Annotated in this window: 17 protein-coding genes; 1 reads left to right on the top strand and 16 read right to left on the bottom strand. The window is 51.3% G+C overall.

What is annotated here, in order from left to right:
- Positions 1 to 21: 21 nt before the first annotated feature.
- The 16 genes from MUG06_RS01610 to lrhA all read right to left on the bottom strand — a co-directional run bounded on the left by MUG06_RS01610 (position 22) and on the right by lrhA (position 18717).
- Positions 22 to 471: a GNAT family N-acetyltransferase gene (locus MUG06_RS01610; RefSeq protein ID WP_215846122.1), complete on the bottom strand. Its 450-nt coding sequence runs from the start codon at positions 469 to 471 to the stop codon at positions 22 to 24.
- A 34-nt stretch (positions 472 to 505) separates the two neighbouring features.
- The gene (locus MUG06_RS01605) at positions 506 to 1852 is read right to left on the bottom strand and encodes a hypothetical protein (protein WP_243077519.1); all 1347 of its coding nucleotides are present in this window, start codon (positions 1850 to 1852) and stop codon (positions 506 to 508) included.
- Positions 1853 to 1974: 122 nt separating this feature from the next.
- Positions 1975 to 3432 (bottom strand): NADH-quinone oxidoreductase subunit NuoN, encoded by a 1458-nt coding sequence (gene nuoN / locus MUG06_RS01600; protein WP_215846119.1) that lies wholly within the window; start codon positions 3430 to 3432, stop codon positions 1975 to 1977.
- Positions 3433 to 3438: 6 nt separating this feature from the next.
- Positions 3439 to 4959 carry an NADH-quinone oxidoreductase subunit M gene (gene nuoM / locus MUG06_RS01595; protein WP_215846117.1) on the bottom strand — a complete coding sequence of 507 codons (1521 nt, stop codon included), beginning with the start codon at positions 4957 to 4959 and terminating at the stop codon, positions 3439 to 3441.
- Positions 4960 to 5172: 213 nt separating this feature from the next.
- The gene (nuoL, locus tag MUG06_RS01590; protein WP_215846115.1) at positions 5173 to 7008 is read right to left on the bottom strand and encodes an NADH-quinone oxidoreductase subunit L; all 1836 of its coding nucleotides are present in this window, start codon (positions 7006 to 7008) and stop codon (positions 5173 to 5175) included.
- Positions 7005 to 7307, bottom strand: a complete 303-nt coding sequence (gene nuoK, locus MUG06_RS01585) for an NADH-quinone oxidoreductase subunit NuoK (RefSeq protein WP_013509877.1) — start codon at positions 7305 to 7307, stop codon at positions 7005 to 7007. The genes nuoL and nuoK overlap by 4 nt, the downstream gene beginning before the upstream one ends.
- The gene (nuoJ, locus tag MUG06_RS01580; protein ID WP_215846113.1) at positions 7304 to 7855 is read right to left on the bottom strand and encodes an NADH-quinone oxidoreductase subunit J; all 552 of its coding nucleotides are present in this window, start codon (positions 7853 to 7855) and stop codon (positions 7304 to 7306) included. Before nuoJ ends, nuoK begins: the two co-directional genes overlap by 4 nt.
- Positions 7856 to 7865: 10 nt before the next feature.
- On the bottom strand, positions 7866 to 8408 hold the full coding sequence (gene nuoI / locus MUG06_RS01575; RefSeq protein ID WP_215846111.1) for an NADH-quinone oxidoreductase subunit NuoI: 543 nt from the start codon (positions 8406 to 8408) through the stop codon (positions 7866 to 7868).
- Positions 8409 to 8419: 11 nt separating this feature from the next.
- Positions 8420 to 9397 (bottom strand): NADH-quinone oxidoreductase subunit NuoH, encoded by a 978-nt coding sequence (gene nuoH / locus MUG06_RS01570; protein ID WP_215846110.1) that lies wholly within the window; start codon positions 9395 to 9397, stop codon positions 8420 to 8422.
- Positions 9394 to 12117 carry an NADH-quinone oxidoreductase subunit NuoG gene (nuoG, locus tag MUG06_RS01565; RefSeq protein WP_243077518.1) on the bottom strand — a complete coding sequence of 908 codons (2724 nt, stop codon included), beginning with the start codon at positions 12115 to 12117 and terminating at the stop codon, positions 9394 to 9396. The genes nuoH and nuoG overlap by 4 nt, the downstream gene beginning before the upstream one ends.
- 109 nt (positions 12118 to 12226) lie before the next feature.
- Entirely contained in the window at positions 12227 to 13567 is a 1341-nt protein-coding gene (nuoF, locus tag MUG06_RS01560; RefSeq protein ID WP_215848237.1) for an NADH-quinone oxidoreductase subunit NuoF, read from the bottom strand.
- Positions 13568 to 13569: 2 nt separating this feature from the next.
- On the bottom strand, positions 13570 to 14085 hold the full coding sequence (gene nuoE / locus MUG06_RS01555) for an NADH-quinone oxidoreductase subunit NuoE (RefSeq protein ID WP_243077517.1): 516 nt from the start codon (positions 14083 to 14085) through the stop codon (positions 13570 to 13572).
- Positions 14086 to 14087: 2 nt separating this feature from the next.
- Positions 14088 to 15887, bottom strand: a complete 1800-nt coding sequence (nuoC, locus tag MUG06_RS01550) for an NADH-quinone oxidoreductase subunit C/D (RefSeq protein ID WP_243077516.1) — start codon at positions 15885 to 15887, stop codon at positions 14088 to 14090.
- 117 nt (positions 15888 to 16004) lie between these two features.
- Positions 16005 to 16682, bottom strand: coding sequence for an NADH-quinone oxidoreductase subunit B (locus tag MUG06_RS01545; protein ID WP_215846106.1), 678 nt, complete (start codon positions 16680 to 16682; stop codon positions 16005 to 16007).
- A 15-nt stretch (positions 16683 to 16697) separates the two neighbouring features.
- Entirely contained in the window at positions 16698 to 17135 is a 438-nt protein-coding gene (locus MUG06_RS01540) for an NADH-quinone oxidoreductase subunit A (protein ID WP_215846104.1), read from the bottom strand.
- A gap of 658 nt (positions 17136 to 17793) precedes the next feature.
- On the bottom strand, positions 17794 to 18717 hold the full coding sequence (gene lrhA / locus MUG06_RS01535) for a transcriptional regulator LrhA (RefSeq protein WP_215846102.1): 924 nt from the start codon (positions 18715 to 18717) through the stop codon (positions 17794 to 17796).
- 963 nt (positions 18718 to 19680) lie between these two features.
- Here lrhA and MUG06_RS01530 point away from each other — a divergent pair.
- On the top strand, positions 19681 to 20898 hold the full coding sequence (locus tag MUG06_RS01530) for a pyridoxal phosphate-dependent aminotransferase (RefSeq protein WP_215846100.1): 1218 nt from the start codon (positions 19681 to 19683) through the stop codon (positions 20896 to 20898).
- Positions 20899 to 20901 lie beyond the last annotated feature (3 nt).

Raw genomic sequence — 20901 nt, 5'->3', positions numbered from 1 at the left:
TCTCTTATTTCTGTCTACCGATTATTTCTGCATATCAATGTGCGGAATATCATCTTCGAGGTACTCCTCACTGACCGGGAGGAAACCGTGTCGTCCGTAAAATTTTTGCAGATGCGCCTGGGCAGAGAGAAACAGCGGGGAGTCCGGCCACTGTTTTTTACAGCTCACCAGCACCTGCTCCATCAGACGATTCCCCAGATTGATGCGACGAGCCTGATCCGAAACAATCACCCGACCAATTTTCACTGGGCTGATCTCATCTAACGGTGAAAGAATTCGTGCATAAGCCACCAGCTCATCGCCACGCATTCCTAACAAATGCCGATTTTCAGCCATTAAATCCTGACCATCAACGTCGAGATAGGGACACATTTGCTCAACCACAAACACTTCACAGCGTAACGCCAACAACGCATAAAGCTGCTGTACGGTTAAATCGCGATGATGAAGATCCAGCCAGGTAATTTCCATCTGTTTTCCTTATTGACGGTATTCGCTTTGAACGTCATTTGATAATACTGCGCGACGGCACTCTTTTCTGCTGCCACAGCACATATCGCAACCGTAAACTTTGCCACAAGCGAATCGGCCACAACTGGCTTGACTGAGGTTCAATGACCCTTTTCAGCAAACTGACATAATCCAATACCAAACCCGGCGTCCACGTCATCTCTTCAGCACGGCCACGTACCACGCCCAATAACCAAAAGTTGGGATCGCTTAACAGACGAAATCCAGCATAGGGCTGCCTGGCTAAAATGCCTTCCAGAGCCACGTCCAGCGCCTGAACTACGGTGGATGAGCAATTACGCGCCGTAAGGTTATAGGTACTGTCGGCGCTATAGCGCTGCCAGTAATGCTGCAATGCAATTAAGTTGTAGTGCGGAAAAATAACCTGTTTGTCAGGCCGACACCAGCCAGCAACTTCCTCTGCCAGCGAAGGCAGAAAACGTCCAGCAACATCATTGTGTTCTCCGGCACGCAGCACGGCGCGAAAATTACCGCTGTCGCGATCGATTTCGTCACGCGGATAGTGGCTGACATAGAGATTATCGCCCGCTTCTAGCGCCGCGTGGCCAGTGGAAATCACCCCATTGTGATCCACCGCAGCGATATAACGGTCAATAATACGATAACGCTCGCGTACCACACTGGAACCCACCGGTGTCCAGACATAGACCGTTAACGTTTGCGACGGCGGCAAATCGGGAAAGCTGGGATGATCGTAGCGGCTACCGTGCCAGCGCCGTAATCCTGCAGCCTGAAACAGCGGCAGTACGGTGACTGAACTTTCCTCGGTAAGCAAACGCGCCTGACGCGCCATTAACAATAAACTGGTCGCAATGCTTAACAGCAGCAGCGCAAAGCAAAGTGGTACCGCAATATGATGATGGAATGGCCAGTCGCTGATGATCACTACGCTGAGCAGCAATTCTATGGCGCCCGTAAAACAGTGCTTTTGCCAACGTACGCCGCGCAGTACCAGCGCAGCCGCGATGCGAAAACAGCCGTCGAGAAAGAAAGCGATGCCAAACAGCAACGCTGAAACATCATTGTTATCTTCCGGGATATCGAAGATCAGAAAGGCGATAAATAAAAACCCCACGCCTTTGAGCAGGGTTAGCCAGTCGATGAGCATCTCCTTGGTCATGGCCAAGACCATCTGCACCACGCCTTCGATGATGAACAAAATCGCCAGCGTGTCTAACGGCACCGATAACAAGCCATCGCTGCCAATGTCGTAAAGGATCAAGAAGGCAAAGGCTAACAGAATGACGCCGCCAATCGCCAGCCAATACCAACGCCTGCGCAGCACCTGTGCACCGGTTAATAGAAAGATCAGCTTGATCACAAAACCTCTGCGCGGCGAATTTAACACTGATTAAAAATTAGCAACGACAGGCAGGATTGTCAGATTACAGGCAAAAAAAAATCAGGCCCAAAGGGCCTGATTCGGCTATTTCACGGCTTTGCTTACATCAACGGCTGAGCCATCTGCACCAGATTAATCAGCGGCTGCGGATAAATACCTAACAGCAGTACCAATATCGCGGAGATCAGTACCACAACACCGCCAGCGGTAAACGCCCAGTTAGCCGGTGTATCACGGGTGTGCAGTTCCGGCGGGCTAAGATACAAGCTCACCGTAACGCGCAGGTAGTAATAGAGGCCAATGGCACTACCGGCGACGACCGCGCCGGTCAACCACCACAGATTCGCGCTGACGCCAGAGGCGATAACGTAGAACTTACCGATAAAGCCTAAGGTCATTGGTATACCTGCCAGTGACAACATCATCACTGTCATCACCGCTGACAAAATCGGACGATGCCAGAACAGACCTCGATAAGAGTAAAGCGAATCTGCGTCCGGGCCACGATAAGGGCTGGACATCAAGCTAACCACACCAAACGCGCCAAGACTGCTGAACAGATAACCGGCCAGATAAACACCGGCGGTTTCCAGCGACAGCTGATGTGATTTCACCGCGATCAACGCGACCAGCAGATAACCGAGGTGCGCAATGGAGGAGTAGCCCAGCAGGCGCTTGATGTTGCTCTGCGAGATCGCCATCAGGTTACCGAACAGAATCGACACAAAGGCGATGATGCCCAGCACCGTGCGAACTGCTTCACTATCAGTGACGGGTGCGTACATAAACAGACGCATGATCACGCCAAAAATGGCAATTTTACTGGCGGTGGCCAGGAAAGTAGAAACCGGCGCTGGCGCACCCTGATAAACGTCTGGCGTCCAAAGATGGAACGGCACCAGCGACAGTTTAAAGCCAAGACCGATGATCATCATGCCCAGGCCCACCAACAGCAGCGGCTCCTGAATCATGGTGTCATTCAGGCTCTTGCCCAGCTCAACGAAACTCAGGCTGCCTGAATCAGCGTAGACCAGTGCAATACCAAACAGCAGGAACGATGATGCTGCTGCCGACAGAATGGTGTATTTCAGTGCCGCTTCCAGCGAGCGTTTCTGTCGGAAAGCGTAACCAATTAAGCCAAACAGCGGCAGCGACAGCAGTTCAATACCGATGAACAACGAAGCAAGATGGTTGGCACTCGCCAGCACGACACCGCCCAGTGCAGCAATCAGCACCAGCAGGTAGAACTCATCCTTGTTGTCTGGGAACCCGACCAACCAAGGATAGGCGAAGGTACAGGTTGCCAGACTCGCCAGCATCACCAGCGCGGTATAGAACATGGCATAGCCATCCACGCGCATCAGCGGCGTGACGTCCATTGGGCCAACCTGGCCAACAAAGTAAAGCGAGAACAGCGCGAGATTGAGGCCAATCACCGTTAGCGTGGCGTTAACAAAATGGTTGCGTCGCCAGGCAATGGACAGCATCACAACCACCACCGTCAATCCGACGATCAACAGCGGCAGCAACGCGATCAATTGTTGAGGAGTTATTGTCATGGCGAATTACGGCCTTGTAGTTGAAATTGAAGCGGTAAACCACTGCTGAATATTGCTCATTGCAGCGTGCGAGGTGTCCAGAATCGGTTGTGGATAGATACCCAACAACACCAACAGCACCACTAACACACCAATCGTCCCGAACTCGCGTGGGGACATGCCCGGCAGCGGCTCTTTTGACTTCGCTTCGCCGTAATAGGCGCGCTGCATCATGATCAATGAATAAACAGAAGCAAATACCAGACCGAAGGTCGCAATCACGATAATGACCGGCACAACCTGGAAACTGCCGGTGAGGATCATGAATTCACCGACAAAGTTACCGGTGCCCGGCATACCCAAATTAGCGACCGCAAAGAACAGTGACAGACCAGGAATCCATTTAATGCGCGACCATAAACCGCCCATCTCACGCATGTCTCGCGTGTGTAAGCGCTCATACAGCTGACCACACAAGATGAACAGCGCAGCGGCGGACAGGCCGTGTGCAATCATCTGAATCACTGCACCCTGGAACGCCAACTGGCTTCCGGTATAGATCGCAATCAGTACAAAGCCCATATGCGAAATTGAGGTGTAAGCAATCAGGCGTTTGATATCGGTTTGTGCAAAGGCCATCCATGCACCGTAGAAAATGCCGAGAATACCCAGCCACATAGCGATAGGTGCAAACTCTGCCGACGCATTAGGAAACAGCGGTAGACTGAAGCGCAACAAACCGTAAGCGGCGGTTTTCAGCAAAATGCCGGCGAGGTCAACCGAACCTGCAGTAGGTGCCTGGCTGTGTGCATCCGGTAACCAGCCGTGTAACGGCACCACCGGCATTTTTACCGCAAAGGCAATAAAGAAGCCCAGCATCAGCAGATATTCAACGGTTTTTGACATCGGCGTGTTCAGCAGCAGTTCGTAATTAAACGTCCAGACGCCAGTCGCGCTGTAATGTACAAATACCAAGCCGAGAATCGCTATCAACATCACCAGACCCGAAGCCTGGGTATAGATGAAGAATTTGGTTGCTGCGGTAATGCGGGTTTTGCCGTCGGAGGCTTTATGACCCCAGAGTGCGATGAGGAAGTACATCGGCACCAGCATCATTTCCCAGAAGAAGAAGAACAGGAACATATCGATGGAGAGGAACACACCGATGACCCCACCCAAAATCCACATCAGGTTAAGGTGGAAAAAGCCCTGATACTTATTGATTTCGTTCCAGGAACAGAGCACCGCCATCAGGCCGAGCAAACCTGTCAGCACCACCATGAGCAGTGACAGGCCATCAATAGCCAGATGGAAGCTAATGCCGAAGCGAGGGATCCACGGCACTGAGAAACTCGATTGCCACTGCGGAATACCCGCTGCCTGCGTGAGTGAATAGCCTCCCTGCAACCACAATTGCAGCGAAAGCGCCAATGTCAGCCCCATGGTGATCAGGGCGATCCAGCGTGGCACCTTCGCGCCGAGGCGCTCGGTTAGCCAGCAGAGCAAGCCACCGACGAAGGGGATTATGATTAGCCAAGGTAGTAACACGGCGTTTTGTTCCCTTTTATGATCCTAAGCGGGCTATCTTGCTCGCCACTTTAGTTCCCGGCAGTGCCCGCATTCCTCACGTACGTTAGTACGCTCCGGTTGCTGTGCACTGGCGTTAAGTAAACTGGCTTCGCCGATGACGCCCTAATATCTCAGGTAATTTTACAATCTCGTTCTGGGATGAGATCGAGACCTCATCCCACGCATTAACCTTTAAATCACCAACATCAGCGCCAGCACCACCACGGCACCCACGCTCATTGATGCGACATACCAGCGCAGGTAACCATTTTCACTCACCACCAATCCTTTATTGGCGATACGTGAAAGCAGCGCAGGCAAGTTCATCAAACCATTGAGCGGATCACGCTTCAGCAGCCACGCAATGCCCAGATAAGGTTTAACGAATACTTTGTCGTAGAGCCAGTCAAAGCCCCAGGCAGCAAACCACCATGTGCCGAAGAAACGACCCGGCGCACTGTTGGCGATGCTGGTCACCAGCTGGCGTTTGCCCAGCCACAGCGCAGCGGCGATCAGAATACCAACAACCGCAACCACGCCTGAGGCGATTTCCAGACCTACCTTGCCTTCTTCACCAAACTCATTGGCGGGTAACACACCCGCTAATGGCGGCGTAATTAACGCGCCAATAAAGGTCGACAGCACCAGCAACACAATCAATGGCAGATGATGGGTAATGCCTTTGCCGGCATGCGCATGGATTTTCTCTTCGCCGTGGAAAACGATGAAGATCATGCGGAAGGTATAAATAGAGGTCAGGAACGCGCCGACCAAACCGGCAACCATGAGGTTGATATGGCCGTTGGCTAATGCACCAAACAAGATCTCATCTTTACTGTAGAAGCCTGCGGTAATCAGCGGCAGCGCAGCCAAAGCGGCACCGCCAACGAGGAAGCAGGTATATACCAGCGGAATACTTTTACGCAGGCCGCCCATTTTGAAGATGTTCTGTTCATGGTGACAGGCCAAAATAACGGAGCCTGAAGAGAGGAACAGCAACGCTTTAAAGAAAGCATGCGTCATCAGATGGAAAATAGCTGCATCCCACGCCTGCACGCCCAACGCCAGGAACATGTAACCAATCTGGCTCATGGTGGAGTAGGCGAGAACGCGTTTGATGTCGGTTTGCACCAGAGCAGCAAAACCTGCCAGCACCAGCGTGATAGCACCAATAATGCCAACCAGATGCAGAACTTCCGGCGTTAACAGGAACAAGCCGTGGCTGCGGGCAATCAGGTAAACACCGGCCGTGACCATGGTAGCGGCGTGGATCAGTGCCGAAACCGGTGTTGGACCTGCCATCGCATCGGCTAACCATGTCTGCAATGGCAGCTGAGCAGATTTACCCACCGCACCACCTAACAGCATCAAGGTTGCCCATTGCAGCATATGGTTATCGGCGGCGAAGTGTGCCGGCGCTAACTCCACCATCTCGCGGAAGTTCAGCGTGCCCAACTCGTTGTAGAGAATGAACAGCGCAAACGCGAGAAAGACGTCACCGACGCGCGTGATGATAAAAGCTTTCATCGCCGCTTTGCCGTTTTCTGGATTGCTGTAATAGAAACCAATCAGCAAGTAAGAGCAGAGACCTACGCCTTCCCAACCGAGATACATCAGCATCAGGTTATCGGCCAGTACCAAAACAACCATGCTGGCGATAAACAGGTTGGTATAAGCGAAGAAGCGAGAATAACCCTCTTCTCCGCGCATATACCAAGATGCAAACATATGGATGAAGAAACCCACGCCGGTTACTACCGACAGCATGGTCAGCGACAGGCCATCCAGCGTTAAATTCACTTTGATATCAAAGTTGCCGACCTGCATCCATGTCCACAGTGGCTGGGTGAAAATCTGCTGGCCGTTGGCAAAGAAATCAAAGCCCGCATACACCGTTACCAGCGCTGCCAGTCCAACCGATCCCATGCCAACCGCTGCCGACAAGTTCTCTGACCAGCGACCGCGAGAAAACGCTAACAGCAAAAAGCCAATTAACGGAAACAGTACAGTTAAATAGAGAAGATTCATCCGCGCATCTCGCTCACAGTATCAATGTTCAGCGTCTGACGACGACGATAAAGCTGGAGCAGCAGCGCCAGGCCAATACTGGCTTCGGCTGCAGCAAGGCTGATTGCCAGGATATACATTACCTGACCGTCGGCTTGTCCCCAGTAACTGCCCGCCACCACTAACGCCAGCGCTGCAGCATTGATCATGATCTCAAGACCAATCAGCATGAACAGCAGGTTGCGACGTAGTACCAGTGAAGTCAGTCCGAGGACAAACAGCACGGCGGCGAGAATCAATCCGTGTTGTAGAGGGATCATGCTTGCTCCTTATTCGCTTGCTGTGCATCTACTGAGCGATTACTCAGCACTTCGCCCTGACGCTCTTCGCGACCAATATGGAACGCGACGACCAGACCAGCCAACAGCAGCATTGATGCCAACTCAACGGCTAAAACGTAAGGACCGAACAGGCTAATGCCGACCGCTTTCGCATCGATAATTTTGCCGTCAATGCCTTGGTCGTTTGCCGTCAGAATGGCATAGACCATTACCGCTAACAGCAGTAGCGACACGATACCGGGACCAATCCACAACGAAGGCTTCAGCCATTCACGTTCCTGGCTCTCGGTGGCTTTGCCCAAGTTCAGCATCATCACCACGAACACGAACAGCACCATGATGGCACCCGCGTAGACAATGATTTCCAGCGCACCCGCAAAGTAGGCGCCCATCGAGAAGAACACACCCGCAATCGCCAACAGTGAAATGATCAGGTACAGCAACGCATGTACCGGATTAGTGTGAGTAATAACGCGCAATGTCGTTAGCACCGCCACCAGTCCGCAAAGATAAAACGCAAATTCCATGCCTCGCTCCTTAAGGTAATAAGCCTTTGACGTCGATAGGCTTAGCTTCATTTTCAGCTTCACCTTTATCTTTACCGTCAATCGCCATACCCGCCATGCGGTAGAAGTTGTACTCCGGATATTTACCCGGACCAGAGATCAGCAGATCGTTTTTCTCGTACACCAGATCCTGACGTTTAAACTCGCCGAGTTCGAAATCCGGCGTCAGCTGAATCGCTGTTGTCGGACAAGCTTCTTCACACAGGCCACAAAAAATGCAGCGTGAGAAGTTGATGCGGAAAAACTCTGGATACCAACGACCGTCTTTGGTTTCCGCTTTCTGTAATGAAATACAGCCTACCGGACAGGCTACTGCACACAGGTTACAGGCAACGCAACGCTCTTCACCGTCTGGATCGCGCGTTAACACGATACGACCGCGATAACGGGGTGGCAGATAAACCGGCTCTTCCGGGTACATTTGCGTTTCGCGTTTGGCGAAGGCATGCATGCCTATCATCCAGATACTGCGAACTGTCGTGCCGAAGCCAACGACAATATCTTTTAAAGTCATTTGTTAACCCCTTACTGCGCTGTGTAGAGAATCACTGCGGCGGTCGCCAGCAGGTTCAACAGCGTCAACGGCAGACACACTTTCCAGCCGAACGACAGCACCTGGTCGTAGCGTGGACGCGGAAGCGCAGCACGTATCAGGATGAACATCATCATGAAGAACGCCGTTTTCAAGGCGAACCAGATGAACGGCGGCAGGAAAGGTCCATGCCATCCACCAAAGAACAGCGTAACGATCAGCGCCGATACCGTGGTAATCGCAACGTATTCGCCGACGAAGAACAGACCAAACTTCATCCCGGCGTATTCAATGTGATAACCATCGGCCAGCTCTTGCTCTGCTTCGGGTTGGTCAAATGGATGACGGTGACATACCGCAACGCCCGCAATACAAAAGGTCAGGAAGCCGAAGAACTGTGGAATGATGTTCCAGAGATGGGTTTGGCTATTAACGATGTCATTCATGTTGAATGAACCCGCTTGCGCAACCACGCCCATCAGCGACAGGCCAAGGAATACTTCGTAACTCAGCGTTTGCGCAGAGGCACGCATGGCACCAAGCAATGAGTATTTGTTGTTACTCGACCAACCTGCGAACAGCACGGCGTAAACCGCAAGTCCCGCCATCATCAGGAAAAACAGCAGACCAATATTCAGGTCTGTCACCATCCAGGTCGGCGAAACCGGCACAATCGCAAACGCTAACAACAGCGAAACGAAGGCGATAACCGGTGCCAGAGTAAAGATGAAGCGATCGGTAAACGGCGGGACCCAGTCCTCTTTAAAGAACATTTTGATCATGTCCGCCACCAGCTGGAGCGAGCCGCCCCAGCCGACACGGTTAGGTCCGTAACGGTTCTGGAACAAGCCGAGCAAACGACGCTCGGCAAAACTCATAAACGCGCCACAGGCCACCACCACCAGCAAAATCACTACGGCTTTCACGATGGCCAGCAGAATGTCGATAACGTCCGGTGTTAACCAGCTCATTGCGCCGCCTCCTGCAGTTTGTCAATTTGGCCGTTTGCCAGGAATGGCGGAACGCCCGGCATACCCAGCGGCAGACCCACCTGCCCTGCTTGCAGCGCGGTTGAAAAACGTACCGGCAGACGCAGTGTTTCGCCGAAACAGGTGAACTCAACGGCTGCGCCATTGTTCACACCCAGTTTCGCTGCATCGTCCGGGTTAATCACCAGCATCGGCTGTGACATCCGCTTCTGGAAGGTTGGCGAACGCTGTGACATCTCTTCGCTACCGAACAGTTGATAGTAAGGCGCAACACGCCATCCATCATTACTTGCGAAGGAAGCAGGCACCGTACTGAACCACGGCAATTGCGCTTCGCTGGCTTCAAACAGACGTACACCCGGATCGCCATTACGCAATTTGCCCCCCACTTCAGCCTGGAACTTGTTCCACGCCTGCGGTGAGTTCCAACCCGGCGCCCAGGCAAAGGGAATCTGCGAGCGTGCGGCTGATGGCTGGTTATTCCCTTCCATAGAGAAGGCAAACATAGAGTCTTTGTCTTGCGGCTGACGTGGTTCATGCACGTTAATATTGGCGCGTGCAGCAGTGCGTCCACTTGAGCGGTGCGGAGAACGAGCCAGTTTCTGACCACGAATACGGAAGCTCGCATCAGGTGCCGCATCTTTAATGCCTTTCAGCTGCGGCAGCTTGGCCACTACTGCATCAATGACGTGATCTAATTGGGTCCAGTCAACGCGGCGGCTTTCCAGTGTGCTATGCAGCGAGTGCAGCCAGCGCCAGCTTTCCAGCATCACGATGCTATTATCGTAGTAGGCCGGATCGTAAACCTGGAAGAAGCGTTGAGCGCGACCTTCATGGTTGATTGAGGTGCCATCACTTTCAGCAAAGCTCGCGGTAGAGAAAACTAAACCCGCTTTTTCCAGCGTTGCTGTACGTTGATGATCGACCACGATGACGTTGGTTGCGTTGGACAAAGCATTATCCACCAGCGCTTTAGGCGCATGGCGATAGAGATCGTTTTCCAGCACGACCAGCGTATCAGCTTCACCATTACGCAGCTGTTCCAGCGCACTGTCCAGCGTCTGACCGCCCATCAAGCCCAATCCCATGCTGTTCGCATGTCCAGCCAGCAAGGTAATGCCAACATCGGCGCCGCGCGTTTTCAACGCTTTAGCGACGTTGGCAGCGGCTTCAATCATTGCGGTGCTGCCTGAATGGGTGCCCGAAATAATCAGCGGTTTTTTCGCGCCAGCCAATGCCTGCACGACAACATCCAGTTTACCGTTCAGGCTCTTGTCAAAATCGCTGACCACTGGCGCGGTTTCATCCAGCGCATTGGCAATTGCGAAGCCTAAACGCGCCTGATCTTCAACCGGCGCGCGATAACTCCACGCCGCAATATCATCAAGGCGAGTTTCGTCGACGTTAGTCACGAACAGCGGATGCTTAGCGTGTTGACCGATATTCAAAATGGCGGCGATTTGCCAATCAGCAACTTTCTGTGCCGCGGCCATATCACGCGCTTTGCCTTTTACCGCCTGACGCACAGAAAGCGCAACGCGAGCACCGACTTGAGTCAGATCTTCGCCCAACACCAGCACGGCATCATAGCTTTCTATTTCGCGCAGCGCTGGCGTGTAGATTCCGCCTTCACGCAATACTTTCAGCATCAGTTCAAGACGCTCTTGCTCACCTGCTGGCATGCCGGTAGAGAAGTTTTCAGCACCCACCAGTTCGCGCAGCGCAAAGTTGCTTTCAATGCTGGCGCGTGGTGAACCGATACCGATCACTTTCTTCGCCTGGCGTAATACGTCAGCACCCGCGTTGACCGCTTGCTCAGCATTGAGCGTGACCCAATCATTGCCACGTAACAGGACAGGATGACGTGGGCGATCTTTGAGATTGACGTAGCCATAACCAAAACGGCCACGGTCACACAGGAAGTAGTGGTTTACCGTACCGTTATAGCGGTTTTCAATACGACGTAATTCACCGTAACGCTCGCCCGGGCTGGTGTTACAGCCGACGCTGCATTGCTGGCAGATGCTAGGCGCGAACTGCATGTCCCATTTACGGTTATAGCGTTCTGAATGCGTTTTATCGGTGAACACGCCGGTTGGACAGATCTCGACCAGGTTACCGGAGAATTCGCTTTCCAGCGTGCCATCTTCCGGGCGACCGAAATAGACATTGTCATGTGCGCCGTACACACCGAGGTCGGTGCCATCCGCATAATCTTTGTAGTAACGCACGCAGCGATAACAGGCAATACAGCGGTTCATCTCATGAGAAATGAAGGGGCCGAGATCCTGATTGCGATGGGTACGTTTGGTGAAGCGGTAGCGACGGAAGCTATGGCCGGTCATCACGGTCATGTCCTGAAGGTGGCAGTTACCGCCCTCTTCACATACCGGACAATCGTGCGGGTGGTTGGTCATCAACCACTCAACCACGCTTTCACGGAATTCTTTGGCTTCGCCATCGTCGATAGAAATAAAGGTGCCGTCAGAAGCCGGTGTCATGCAGGACATGACAAGGCGGCCGCGGGTATCTTCGGCATTCTGGAATTGCTTCACCGCACATTGGCGGCAGGCGCCCACGCTTCCCAGCGCCGGGTGCCAGCAAAAATAAGGAATATCAAGGCCCAGAGAGAGACAAGCCTGCAACAGGTTGTCCGCTCCGTTCACATCATACTCTTTACCGTCTACATGGATTGTAGCCATAGTGAACATGCTTCCGTAAGGCTCGTCAGAAACGAGCGTTAATCATATTCTTGTTCCTGAACGCGTCAGGAACAGCGGCGCAAGGCCTGGTTCCGTGTGCTGCGGCGAATTACCAGCGTGCTTTCAGCAGGTTTGGCTGGATACCACCGATTGAACGGGTATTGCCAAACACCTGCGGCGCAATGCCAGCTTCAAACTCTTCACGGAAATATTTAATCGCGCTTTGCAGCGGCTCAACGGCACCCGGCGCGTGTGCGCAGAAGGTTTTGCCTGGGCCCAACTGACGGCAAAGCTGCAGTAAGGTTTCGATATCCCCCGGCTGGCCTTGCTTTTCCTCCAGCGCACGCAGGATTTTCACGCTCCACGGCAGACCGTCGCGGCAAGGCGTACACCAACCGCACGATTCACGCGAAAAGAACTCTTCCAGGTTACGTACCAGCGAAACCATGTTGATTTCGTGATCGACCGCCATTGCCAGCGCCGTTCCTAAACGACTGCCCGCTTTACCGATACTGGCAAACTCCATCGGCAGATCGAGATGCTCATCGGTCAGGAAGTCAGTGCCCGCACCGCCTGGCTGCCAGGCTTTGAAACGCAAACCATCGCGCATGCCGCCAGCATAATCTTCGAGAATTTCACGAGCGGTAATGCCAAACGGCAGTTCCCAAACGCCTGGATTTTTCACGCGACCGGAGAAACCCATCATCTTGGTGCCAGCATCGTCACTTTTCGAAATGCCTTTGTACCACTCTACGCCGTTGGCAAGGATGGCTGGCACGTTCGACAGCGTTTCAACGTTGTTAACACACGTCGGTTTACCCCATGCACCCGCGCTGGCAGGGAAAGGTGGCTTAGAACGCGGGTTAGCACGACGACCTTCCAGCGAGTTGATCAGCGCCGTTTCTTCGCCGCAGATGTAACGTCCTGCGCCGGTGTGAACAATCAACTCAAAATCAAAACCGGTGCCGAGAATATTTTTACCAAGGAAACCAGCTTCGGTGGCCTCCGCAATGGCACGGCGCAGATTCACTGCGGCTTCAATATACTCACCGCGCAGGAAGATGTAGCCACGGTAGGCTTTAAGCGCGAAAGCACTGATCAGCATGCCTTCCACCAACTGATGTGGCATCTGTTCCATCAACAGGCGATCTTTGTACGTGCCGGGTTCCATTTCATCGGCGTTACACAGCAGGTAACGGATGTTCATGGACTCATCTTTCGGCATCAAGCTCCATTTCAAGCCGGTAGAGAAGCCTGCACCGCCGCGTCCTTTCAGACCAGAATCTTTGACTTGCGCCACAATTTCGTCAGGCGCCATGCTATTTAGCGCTTTCTCTGCGCCAGCGTAGCCATTTTTGCTGCGATATTCTTCAAGCCATACCGGCTGCTTATCCTCGCGCATGCGCCAAGTCAGCGGATGCGTTTCGGCAGTACGAATGATCTGTTTGATTGTCATTGATACTGCTCCAGTAATGAGGCGATAGCTTCCGGCGTTAAGTGAACGTGGGTATCTTCATCCACCATCATGGTCGGCCCTTTATCACAATTGCCGAGACAACAGGTTGGCAGCAATGTAAAGCGGCCATCTGCGGTAGTTTGTCCCGGTTTGATACTCAGGTTCTGTTCCAGCGCAGCCTGAATACCTTGATAACCGGTGATATGGCAGACCACGCTGTCGCAATAACGAATCACATGGCGACCCACCGGCTGGCGAAAGATTTGGCTGTAAAAAGTCGCCACGCCTTCCACGTCACTGGCCGGAATTCCCAGCACCTTAGCAATGGCGTGAATCGCACCATCCGGCACCCAACCGCGCTGCTTTTGCACGATTTTCAGCGCTTCGATGGACGCGGCGCGCGCATCTTCATAATGATGTTTCTCGTGCTCGATGGCGTGATGCTCTTCCGCGCTCAGCACGAAGACCTCGTTTGGGTCGATCGTTTTAACGGCAATGTGTTGATCGTGCATAATTAGCGGTCCACGTCTGACATAACAAAATCGATACTACCGAGGTACACGATCAAGTCGGATACCAGGCTGCCTCGGATCACGGAAGGGATCTGCTGCAGATGCGGGAAGCTCGGCGTACGCACGCGGGTGCGGTAGCTCATGGTGCTGCCATCGCTGGTCAGGTAGTAACTGTTGATTCCTTTGGTCGCCTCAATCATCTGGAAGGATTCATTGGCTGGCATAACCGGGCCCCAGGAAACCTGCAGGAAGTGGGTGATCAGGGTTTCAATGTGCTGCAGCGTGCGCTCTTTCGGTGGCGGCGTAGTCAGCGGATGATCCGCTTTGAACGGGCCTGCCGGCATGTTTTTCAGGCATTGCTCCAGAATACGCAGCGACTGCCACATCTCTTCCATTTTCAACATCACGCGCGTGTAAGCATCGCTGATGCCTGCGCCCACAGGAATTTCGAAGTCGAAATTTTCATAACCTGAATAAGGGCGCCATTTACGCACGTCAAAATCCAGTCCGGTGGCACGTAAACCTGCACCGGTTGTGCCCCATGCCAGCGCTTCTTCCATATTGTAAGCGGCAACACCTTGTGAGCGGCCCATCAACACGGAGTTACGTAATGCTGCTTTGTCATACTCTTTCAGACGCTTCGGCATCCAGTCGAGGAAATCACGCAGCAAACGTTCCCAGCCTTTCGGCAGATCGTGCGCAACACCACCAATGCGGAACCACGCCGGATGCATACGGAAACCGGTGATTGCTTCCACCACATCGTAAATTTTTTGACGATCGGTAAAGGCGAAGAACACGGGCGTCATTGCGCCAACGTCCTGAATGAAGGTGGAGATGTAAAGCAGATGACTGTTAATGCGGAACAGCTCGGAAAGCATAACGCGAATCACATTCACGCGATCCGGCACGACGATGCCAGCCAGTTTCTCAACTGCGAGCACGTAAGGCATTTCGTTAACGCAACCACCGAGATATTCAATGCGATCGGTGTAAGGAATGTAGCTATGCCATGACTGACGTTCACCCATTTTCTCTGCGCCACGATGGTGATAACCCACATCTGGAACGCAGTCGACGATCTCTTCACCATCCAGCTGCAATATGATGCGGAAAGCACCGTGCGCTGAAGGATGGTTTGGACCGAGGTTAAGGAACATAAAGTCTTCGTTGGCGGTACTGCGCTTCATGCCCCACTCTTCTGGCTTGAAGGTCAATGCTTCCATTTCCAAATCTTCTTTCTGCTTAGTCAGCTCGAAAGGATCGAATTCGGTTGCACGAGCAGGATAATCCTTGCGCAGCGGATGACCTTCCCACGTTGGCGGCATCATGATGCGCGTCAGGTGCGGATGACCATCAAAGGTAATGCCAAACATTTCCCACGTTTCGCGCTCATACCAGTTGGCGTTCGGGAAAAGTTTGGTGAGGGTTGGCACGTGCATGTCGTTTTCTGATAAAGCGACTTTGAGCATGATGTCGCGGTTACGCTCAATCGACAGCAGATGATAGAAAACGGAAAAATCCGCAGCAGGTAAGCCTGCGCGGTGGGTACGTAAACGCTCATCCATGCCATGCAGGTCATACAGCATGACGTAAGGCTTAGCTAATTTACGAAGAAATTCAGTCATTTCCAGTAACTGTTCACGCCTCACCCAAACAACCGGAATGCCGGTGCGGGTGGCCTGAACGGTAAAGGCATCCGGCCCAAAACGGTTACGCAACTCGCCGATCACCGGATCATCCAGGTGATCCCGGGTTTGCCATGCTGGCTGAGCGAGATCTTGCGTGGTCAAATCTGTCATACGTTACTCACCATTCCGGCCTGTAATCAGGCGCTCAAATGAAGGCGTCAGGATGGGGCCGTGCATTAAATTTTAATATTATGCTGCGGGCGCTAAATCCATCCGTGTACGGTTAGCTTAAACTTCGTCTGGAGTACGCAGGTTGGTAACCGCGATACGCTCGCCACGCTTTCTTTCGCGCTCTGGCTGCATATTGGCGCGATACACGCCCTGATCACCTACCACCCATGAAAGTGGACGGCGTTCTTTACCAATCGACTCTTGCAGCAGCAGCAACGCCTGCATATAAGCTTCTGGACGCGGTGGACAACCTGGAATGTACACATCTACCGGCAGGAATTTATCCACACCCTGAACCACTGAATAGATATCGTACATGCCACCAGAGTTGGCACAGGCCCCCATCGAGATCACCCATTTCGGCTCCAGCATTTGGTCATACAAACGCTGAATTACCGGGGCCATTTTGGTAAATGGCGTACCGGCGATCACCATGAAGTCTGCCTGGCGCGGAGATGCACGCATAACTTCTGCTCCAAAACGCGCAACGTCATGCACTGCGGTAAAGGAGGTGGTCATTTCAACGTAGCAACAGGAAAGACCAAAGTTGTACGGCCAAAGGGAGTTTTTGCGTCCCCAGTTCACCATATCGTGCAGGGCATTTTCGAGTTTGCCCATGTAGACGCTGCGATGAACATGCTGCTCCAGCGGATCGCTGACGATTTCCTGCTTTTGCAGAGGATAACGGTCGTTGTCACCACCGTTCGGGTCTATGCGGGTGAGCGTATAGTCCATCTTATTGCCTCTCTTTTACTGCTTGTGAGGATTGGTGTGACTGATCGTGGTGGTCTTAACCACGATGCGGCGACGTGCAGGAGCCCAATCCAACGCACCAATGCGCACCAGATAGACCAAGCCCGCCAGGAGCACCAAAATGAAAATTGCGGCTTCCACAAAGCCGACCCAGCCGCTTTCACGGATTGAAGTCGCCCATGCGTATAAAAAGAGGGCTTCGACGTCGAAAATTACGAAGAACATCGCAACCAGATAGAATTTCGCCGAAAGGCGGAGATGGGTATCACCAACGGATTCGATACCAGATTCAAAAGGCGTGTCTTTGTAGCGGGCGCGTGCTCTGCCACCTAACAGCCATCCTCCGGTCAACATAAAAGCGCAAAGGCCAAATGCAATGACGATAAATACGATAAACGCCCAATGCTGAGCGATGATTTCGGTGGTTGTTGACATACTCTTTGCTTACTCATCAAAAGTGGCGCTGGCATCCTGCACGGGTTCTGGCAGCAAACTCACCACATCGATTCAAGGGAAGGATGAAAAACCTTATAAACTTTGCCGTCATTATCAAATAAGCAGCAATTTTATGGGGTTTTTTACTCCTTTCTATAACCTTTTGTCAACTTTGACAAAAGTATCCAAACATTATTTTACAGCTGCATCATATTATTAACAAATGATGCCCCTCATGCCAGCTAAATCGCTTCAGTCTGTAGGGTTAATTTTAGTGTAGCGGGTATTCACATGCATGGATCGTGCATTTAACAAACATATTTTGACAGGATTCGCGTCGTTTTCCTTCCCCTTAGCAGGGGTATTTTCTTGATCCAGGACACACTTCTGGCCTTTACGCACTAAAAACCAACAATCAGCACTGCGTTTTGGAATGTTTCTTCCGTTTTTTCGGATTGAAGGTTTCAACAAGCAGTAAAAATGAAAATAATTTCATTTGAGGATTATTACGGGACGTTAAAGGGGGACAAATAACGGATACGATGAGGAGAAAGGAATATAAAAAAAGCCTCTCATTCTGATAAAAGAACAAGAGGCTTATTTTGATCGCTTTTAACAATTGCTCAAAACGGAACCAGAGACAGTATTAGCAGCGAATTTACTCTTCGTCATCCAGTAATAAAGTACCGTCTGGATTAGCGCTGAGATTGTAGGGATCATTGGTTGACTGCATTGCGTTGAAGATAGCCAATGCGAGTTCATTATCACTATTAGGATTACGACACAGCAGATATTGTGTATCTGGCAACACTGGTAAGCCTTCGGCAGCACCCATAACACGCAGTTCTGGACTCATCATTTCTACCGGACGCGCTGTTACACCCAATCCCGCTTTAACAGCCGCACGTACTGCTGCCAATGTGGAAGCCACATACGATATACGCCATGGGATGCCCGCCTCGTTGAGATGATCAATAGCCATATCACGGTACGGACTTGGCTCGTCAAGCAGAACCAATGGGATAGCTTCACCTCGCTGGAAAATGTAATCCGCTGCGCAATACCACAACGTTGGCGATGTACGCAGAACCTGATAGGTAAAGTTACCTGGACTGGAGGTGGTCACTACCAAATCCACTTCACCCTGATTCAGCATTTCCATCATGAATGGATTGCGTTTAACGCGGACATCAATAGCGAGTTTTGGATAAACCGATGTCACGCGGTTCAACAAAAACGGCAGAATGGTGTCGGATGTATCATCAGATGCGCCAATGGTCAGGACACCTTGAATATTGCTATACATCAAAGAAGTACAGGCTTCATCATTGAAGCGGAGAATCTTTCTGGCGTAACCTAAGAGCTGAATTCCGTGTTCTGTTAACAGTTTGTTACGTCCATGTCTGGCAAACAGCTCTTTACCTACCAATTGCTCCAGACGTTGCATCTGCTGACTGACCGCTGACTGGGTTCGGCAGACCGCTGCAGCTGCAGCTGCAAACGTATTCAAATCCGCAACAGCCACAAAAGTTCTCAGCAGATCGAGGTCGAGATTGAGTATCGGACGATTTGCATTAGTCATGTTTTTTCTTCACTTATTAGATTTTTACGAACTACTACCCTGGTGTTATTACACATCTCATCAAAGTGATAAGCGGTAATGGTGCTTAATGGCAGTCCTGTGTGAAGACTGCCACAAAAAGTGGTCGAACGAATATTAACGAAAGCTCAAACCCGCATAATTGGGCAAAGCAGTATCGTTTAGACAGATACAACTTCTGAGCCGAAGGCGCTGGGTGCGCAAATGCAGTAAGCTGCGTAGTTGTCTAAATCCCGCCGAAACAGCGATTGCGGGACAAAAAAAGAACGGCGTACTTTTATGATGCTCGGTAAATAGTGGCATCAAATAATAAATTATACTTAATCATTTTTGACGTCAAAATGGAAATGTTTTTGTGAAAAGCGCTGTAAATTTTGTTGTAACCCCCTTTCTCACCTATCCTGCCACACTACTGGCTATTTTTTAACCTTTTCATTTCTGAAAAAACAAACAAAGTGAGAAGACATGCCTGAAGTCTTCCTTGCTACGCCCGCGCTGGACCTTACGACAGCGTACAATTCTGGTTATTCACTGCATGAATGACAATAATTACCAGCTGTAAATCACATTACATAAGTGCATCAATTCACCACTGCTCACAAAACACCCATCAATGCAATATCGCTTAACTATTTCAATTGGCATCTATCTTACTCAAGCCTTTTTTAAAAATTGAAAATGGCAAATTCACTATTAAAAATCTGGATTAATGACTTTACAGCCCCTTTTTATGGATTGGTTAAAAATGCCAAATAAAACAATATTATTAGTTCATTTGACTAAATTAAACGACTGAGAATATTTTTTGCGCCACGGCTCGCATGAAAAGATGCTTAACGCGCCAAAACCGGTTAGCACCCTTCTTTTGTGTTCAGCAGGAGAGTACATTGTGCTGGTTTGATTTCAGTGGCAGGTAAAAGGATTCTGCCCATAAAGGCGGTAATAATGACTTTTCAAATTGATAAATCCGGAAAGCTGGAAAATGTTTGCTATGACATTCGCGGTCCGGTCTTAAAAGAAGCTAAGCGTCTCGAAGAAGAAGGTAACAAAGTCCTTAAGCTGAACATTGGTAACCCAGCACCGTTCGGCTTTGAGGCACCTGACGAAATTCTGGTCGATGTCATCCGCAACTTGCCTAGCTCACAAGGCTATTGTGATTCCAAAGGTCTCTATTCAGCGCGTAAAGCCATCATGCAGCATTATCAAGCGCGTGATATGCGAGACGTTACGGTTGAGGATATTTACATCGGCAATGGTGTTTCTGAACTGATTGTTCAGGCCATGCAAGCGCTGCTAAACAGTGGCGATGAAATGCTGGTGCCTGCACCCGATTATCCGTTATGGACAGCGGCTGTGTCGCTATCCAGCGGAAAAGCAGTGCATTATCTTTGTGATGAGTCAGCTGGCTGGTTTCCTGATCTGGACGATATTCGCAGCAAAATCACGCCGCGTACTCGCGGTATTGTGATTATTAACCCGAATAACCCTACCGGTGCGGTATACAGCAAAGAGTTGCTGCTGGAAGTGGTTGAAATCGCGCGTCAGCATAACCTGATTATTTTCGCTGATGAGATCTACGACAAGATTCTCTACGACGACGCGCAACACCACTCAATCGCTGCGCTGGCACCCGATCTCCTGACCGTAACTTTTAACGGACTCTCTAAAACCTATCGCGTTGCCGGTTTCCGCCAGGGCTGGATGGTATTAAACGGTCCGAAAAAGCATGCTAAAGGCTATATCGAAGGGCTGGAGATGCTTGCGTCTATGCGCCTGTGTGCCAACGTTCCGGCACAACATGCCATTCAGACTGCATTAGGCGGTTACCAAAGCATCAGTGAATTTATTGTACCGGGCGGACGTTTATATGAGCAGCGCCAGCGTGCCTGGGAACTCATTAATGATATTCCCGGCGTCAGCTGTGTGAAGCCGCAAGGTGCGCTTTACATGTTCCCGCGTATTGATGCAAAAAAATTCAATATCTTTGACGACCAAAAAATGGTTTTGGATTTTTTACTGCAAGAAAAGGTGTTGTTAGTGCAAGGCTCCGCCTTTAACTGGCCTTGGCCGGATCATCTTCGTATCGTGACGCTGCCACGCGTTGACGATCTAGAGATGGCGATCAATAAATTTGGCCGATTCCTGCAAGGCTACCGTCAGTAATCA

It is taken from the genome of Pantoea sp. MQR6, assembly GCF_022761075.1.
In the GTDB taxonomy this organism is placed as follows: domain Bacteria; phylum Pseudomonadota; class Gammaproteobacteria; order Enterobacterales; family Enterobacteriaceae; genus Pantoea; species Pantoea phytostimulans.
Note: the sequence above shows the minus strand (reverse complement) of the source record. Positions and strands in the feature narration are given on the sequence as shown.

Excerpts from the sequence above, each read along its gene's own strand:
- MUG06_RS01545 (WP_215846106.1), bottom strand. The coding sequence starts at position 16,682 with ATGGACTATACGCTCACCCGCATAGACCCGAACGGTGGTGACAACGAC.
- lrhA (WP_215846102.1), bottom strand. The coding sequence starts at position 18,717 with ATGACTAATGCAAATCGTCCGATACTCAATCTCGACCTCGATCTGCTG.
- nuoI (WP_215846111.1), bottom strand. The coding sequence starts at position 8,408 with ATGACTTTAAAAGATATTGTCGTTGGCTTCGGCACGACAGTTCGCAGT.
- nuoL (WP_215846115.1), bottom strand. The coding sequence starts at position 7,008 with ATGAATCTTCTCTATTTAACTGTACTGTTTCCGTTAATTGGCTTTTTG.
- nuoH (WP_215846110.1), bottom strand. The coding sequence starts at position 9,397 with ATGAGCTGGTTAACACCGGACGTTATCGACATTCTGCTGGCCATCGTG.
- nuoK (WP_013509877.1), bottom strand. The coding sequence starts at position 7,307 with ATGATCCCTCTACAACACGGATTGATTCTCGCCGCCGTGCTGTTTGTC.
- nuoJ (WP_215846113.1), bottom strand. The coding sequence starts at position 7,855 with ATGGAATTTGCGTTTTATCTTTGCGGACTGGTGGCGGTGCTAACGACA.
- nuoG (WP_243077518.1), bottom strand. The coding sequence starts at position 12,117 with ATGGCTACAATCCATGTAGACGGTAAAGAGTATGATGTGAACGGAGCG.
- MUG06_RS01610 (WP_215846122.1), bottom strand. The coding sequence starts at position 471 with ATGGAAATTACCTGGCTGGATCTTCATCATCGCGATTTAACCGTACAG.
- MUG06_RS01540 (WP_215846104.1), bottom strand. The coding sequence starts at position 17,135 with ATGTCAACAACCACCGAAATCATCGCTCAGCATTGGGCGTTTATCGTA.
- nuoC (WP_243077516.1), bottom strand. The coding sequence starts at position 15,887 with ATGACAGATTTGACCACGCAAGATCTCGCTCAGCCAGCATGGCAAACC.
- nuoE (WP_243077517.1), bottom strand. The coding sequence starts at position 14,085 with ATGCACGATCAACACATTGCCGTTAAAACGATCGACCCAAACGAGGTC.
- MUG06_RS01530 (WP_215846100.1), top strand. The coding sequence starts at position 19,681 with ATGACTTTTCAAATTGATAAATCCGGAAAGCTGGAAAATGTTTGCTAT.
- nuoN (WP_215846119.1), bottom strand. The coding sequence starts at position 3,432 with ATGACAATAACTCCTCAACAATTGATCGCGTTGCTGCCGCTGTTGATC.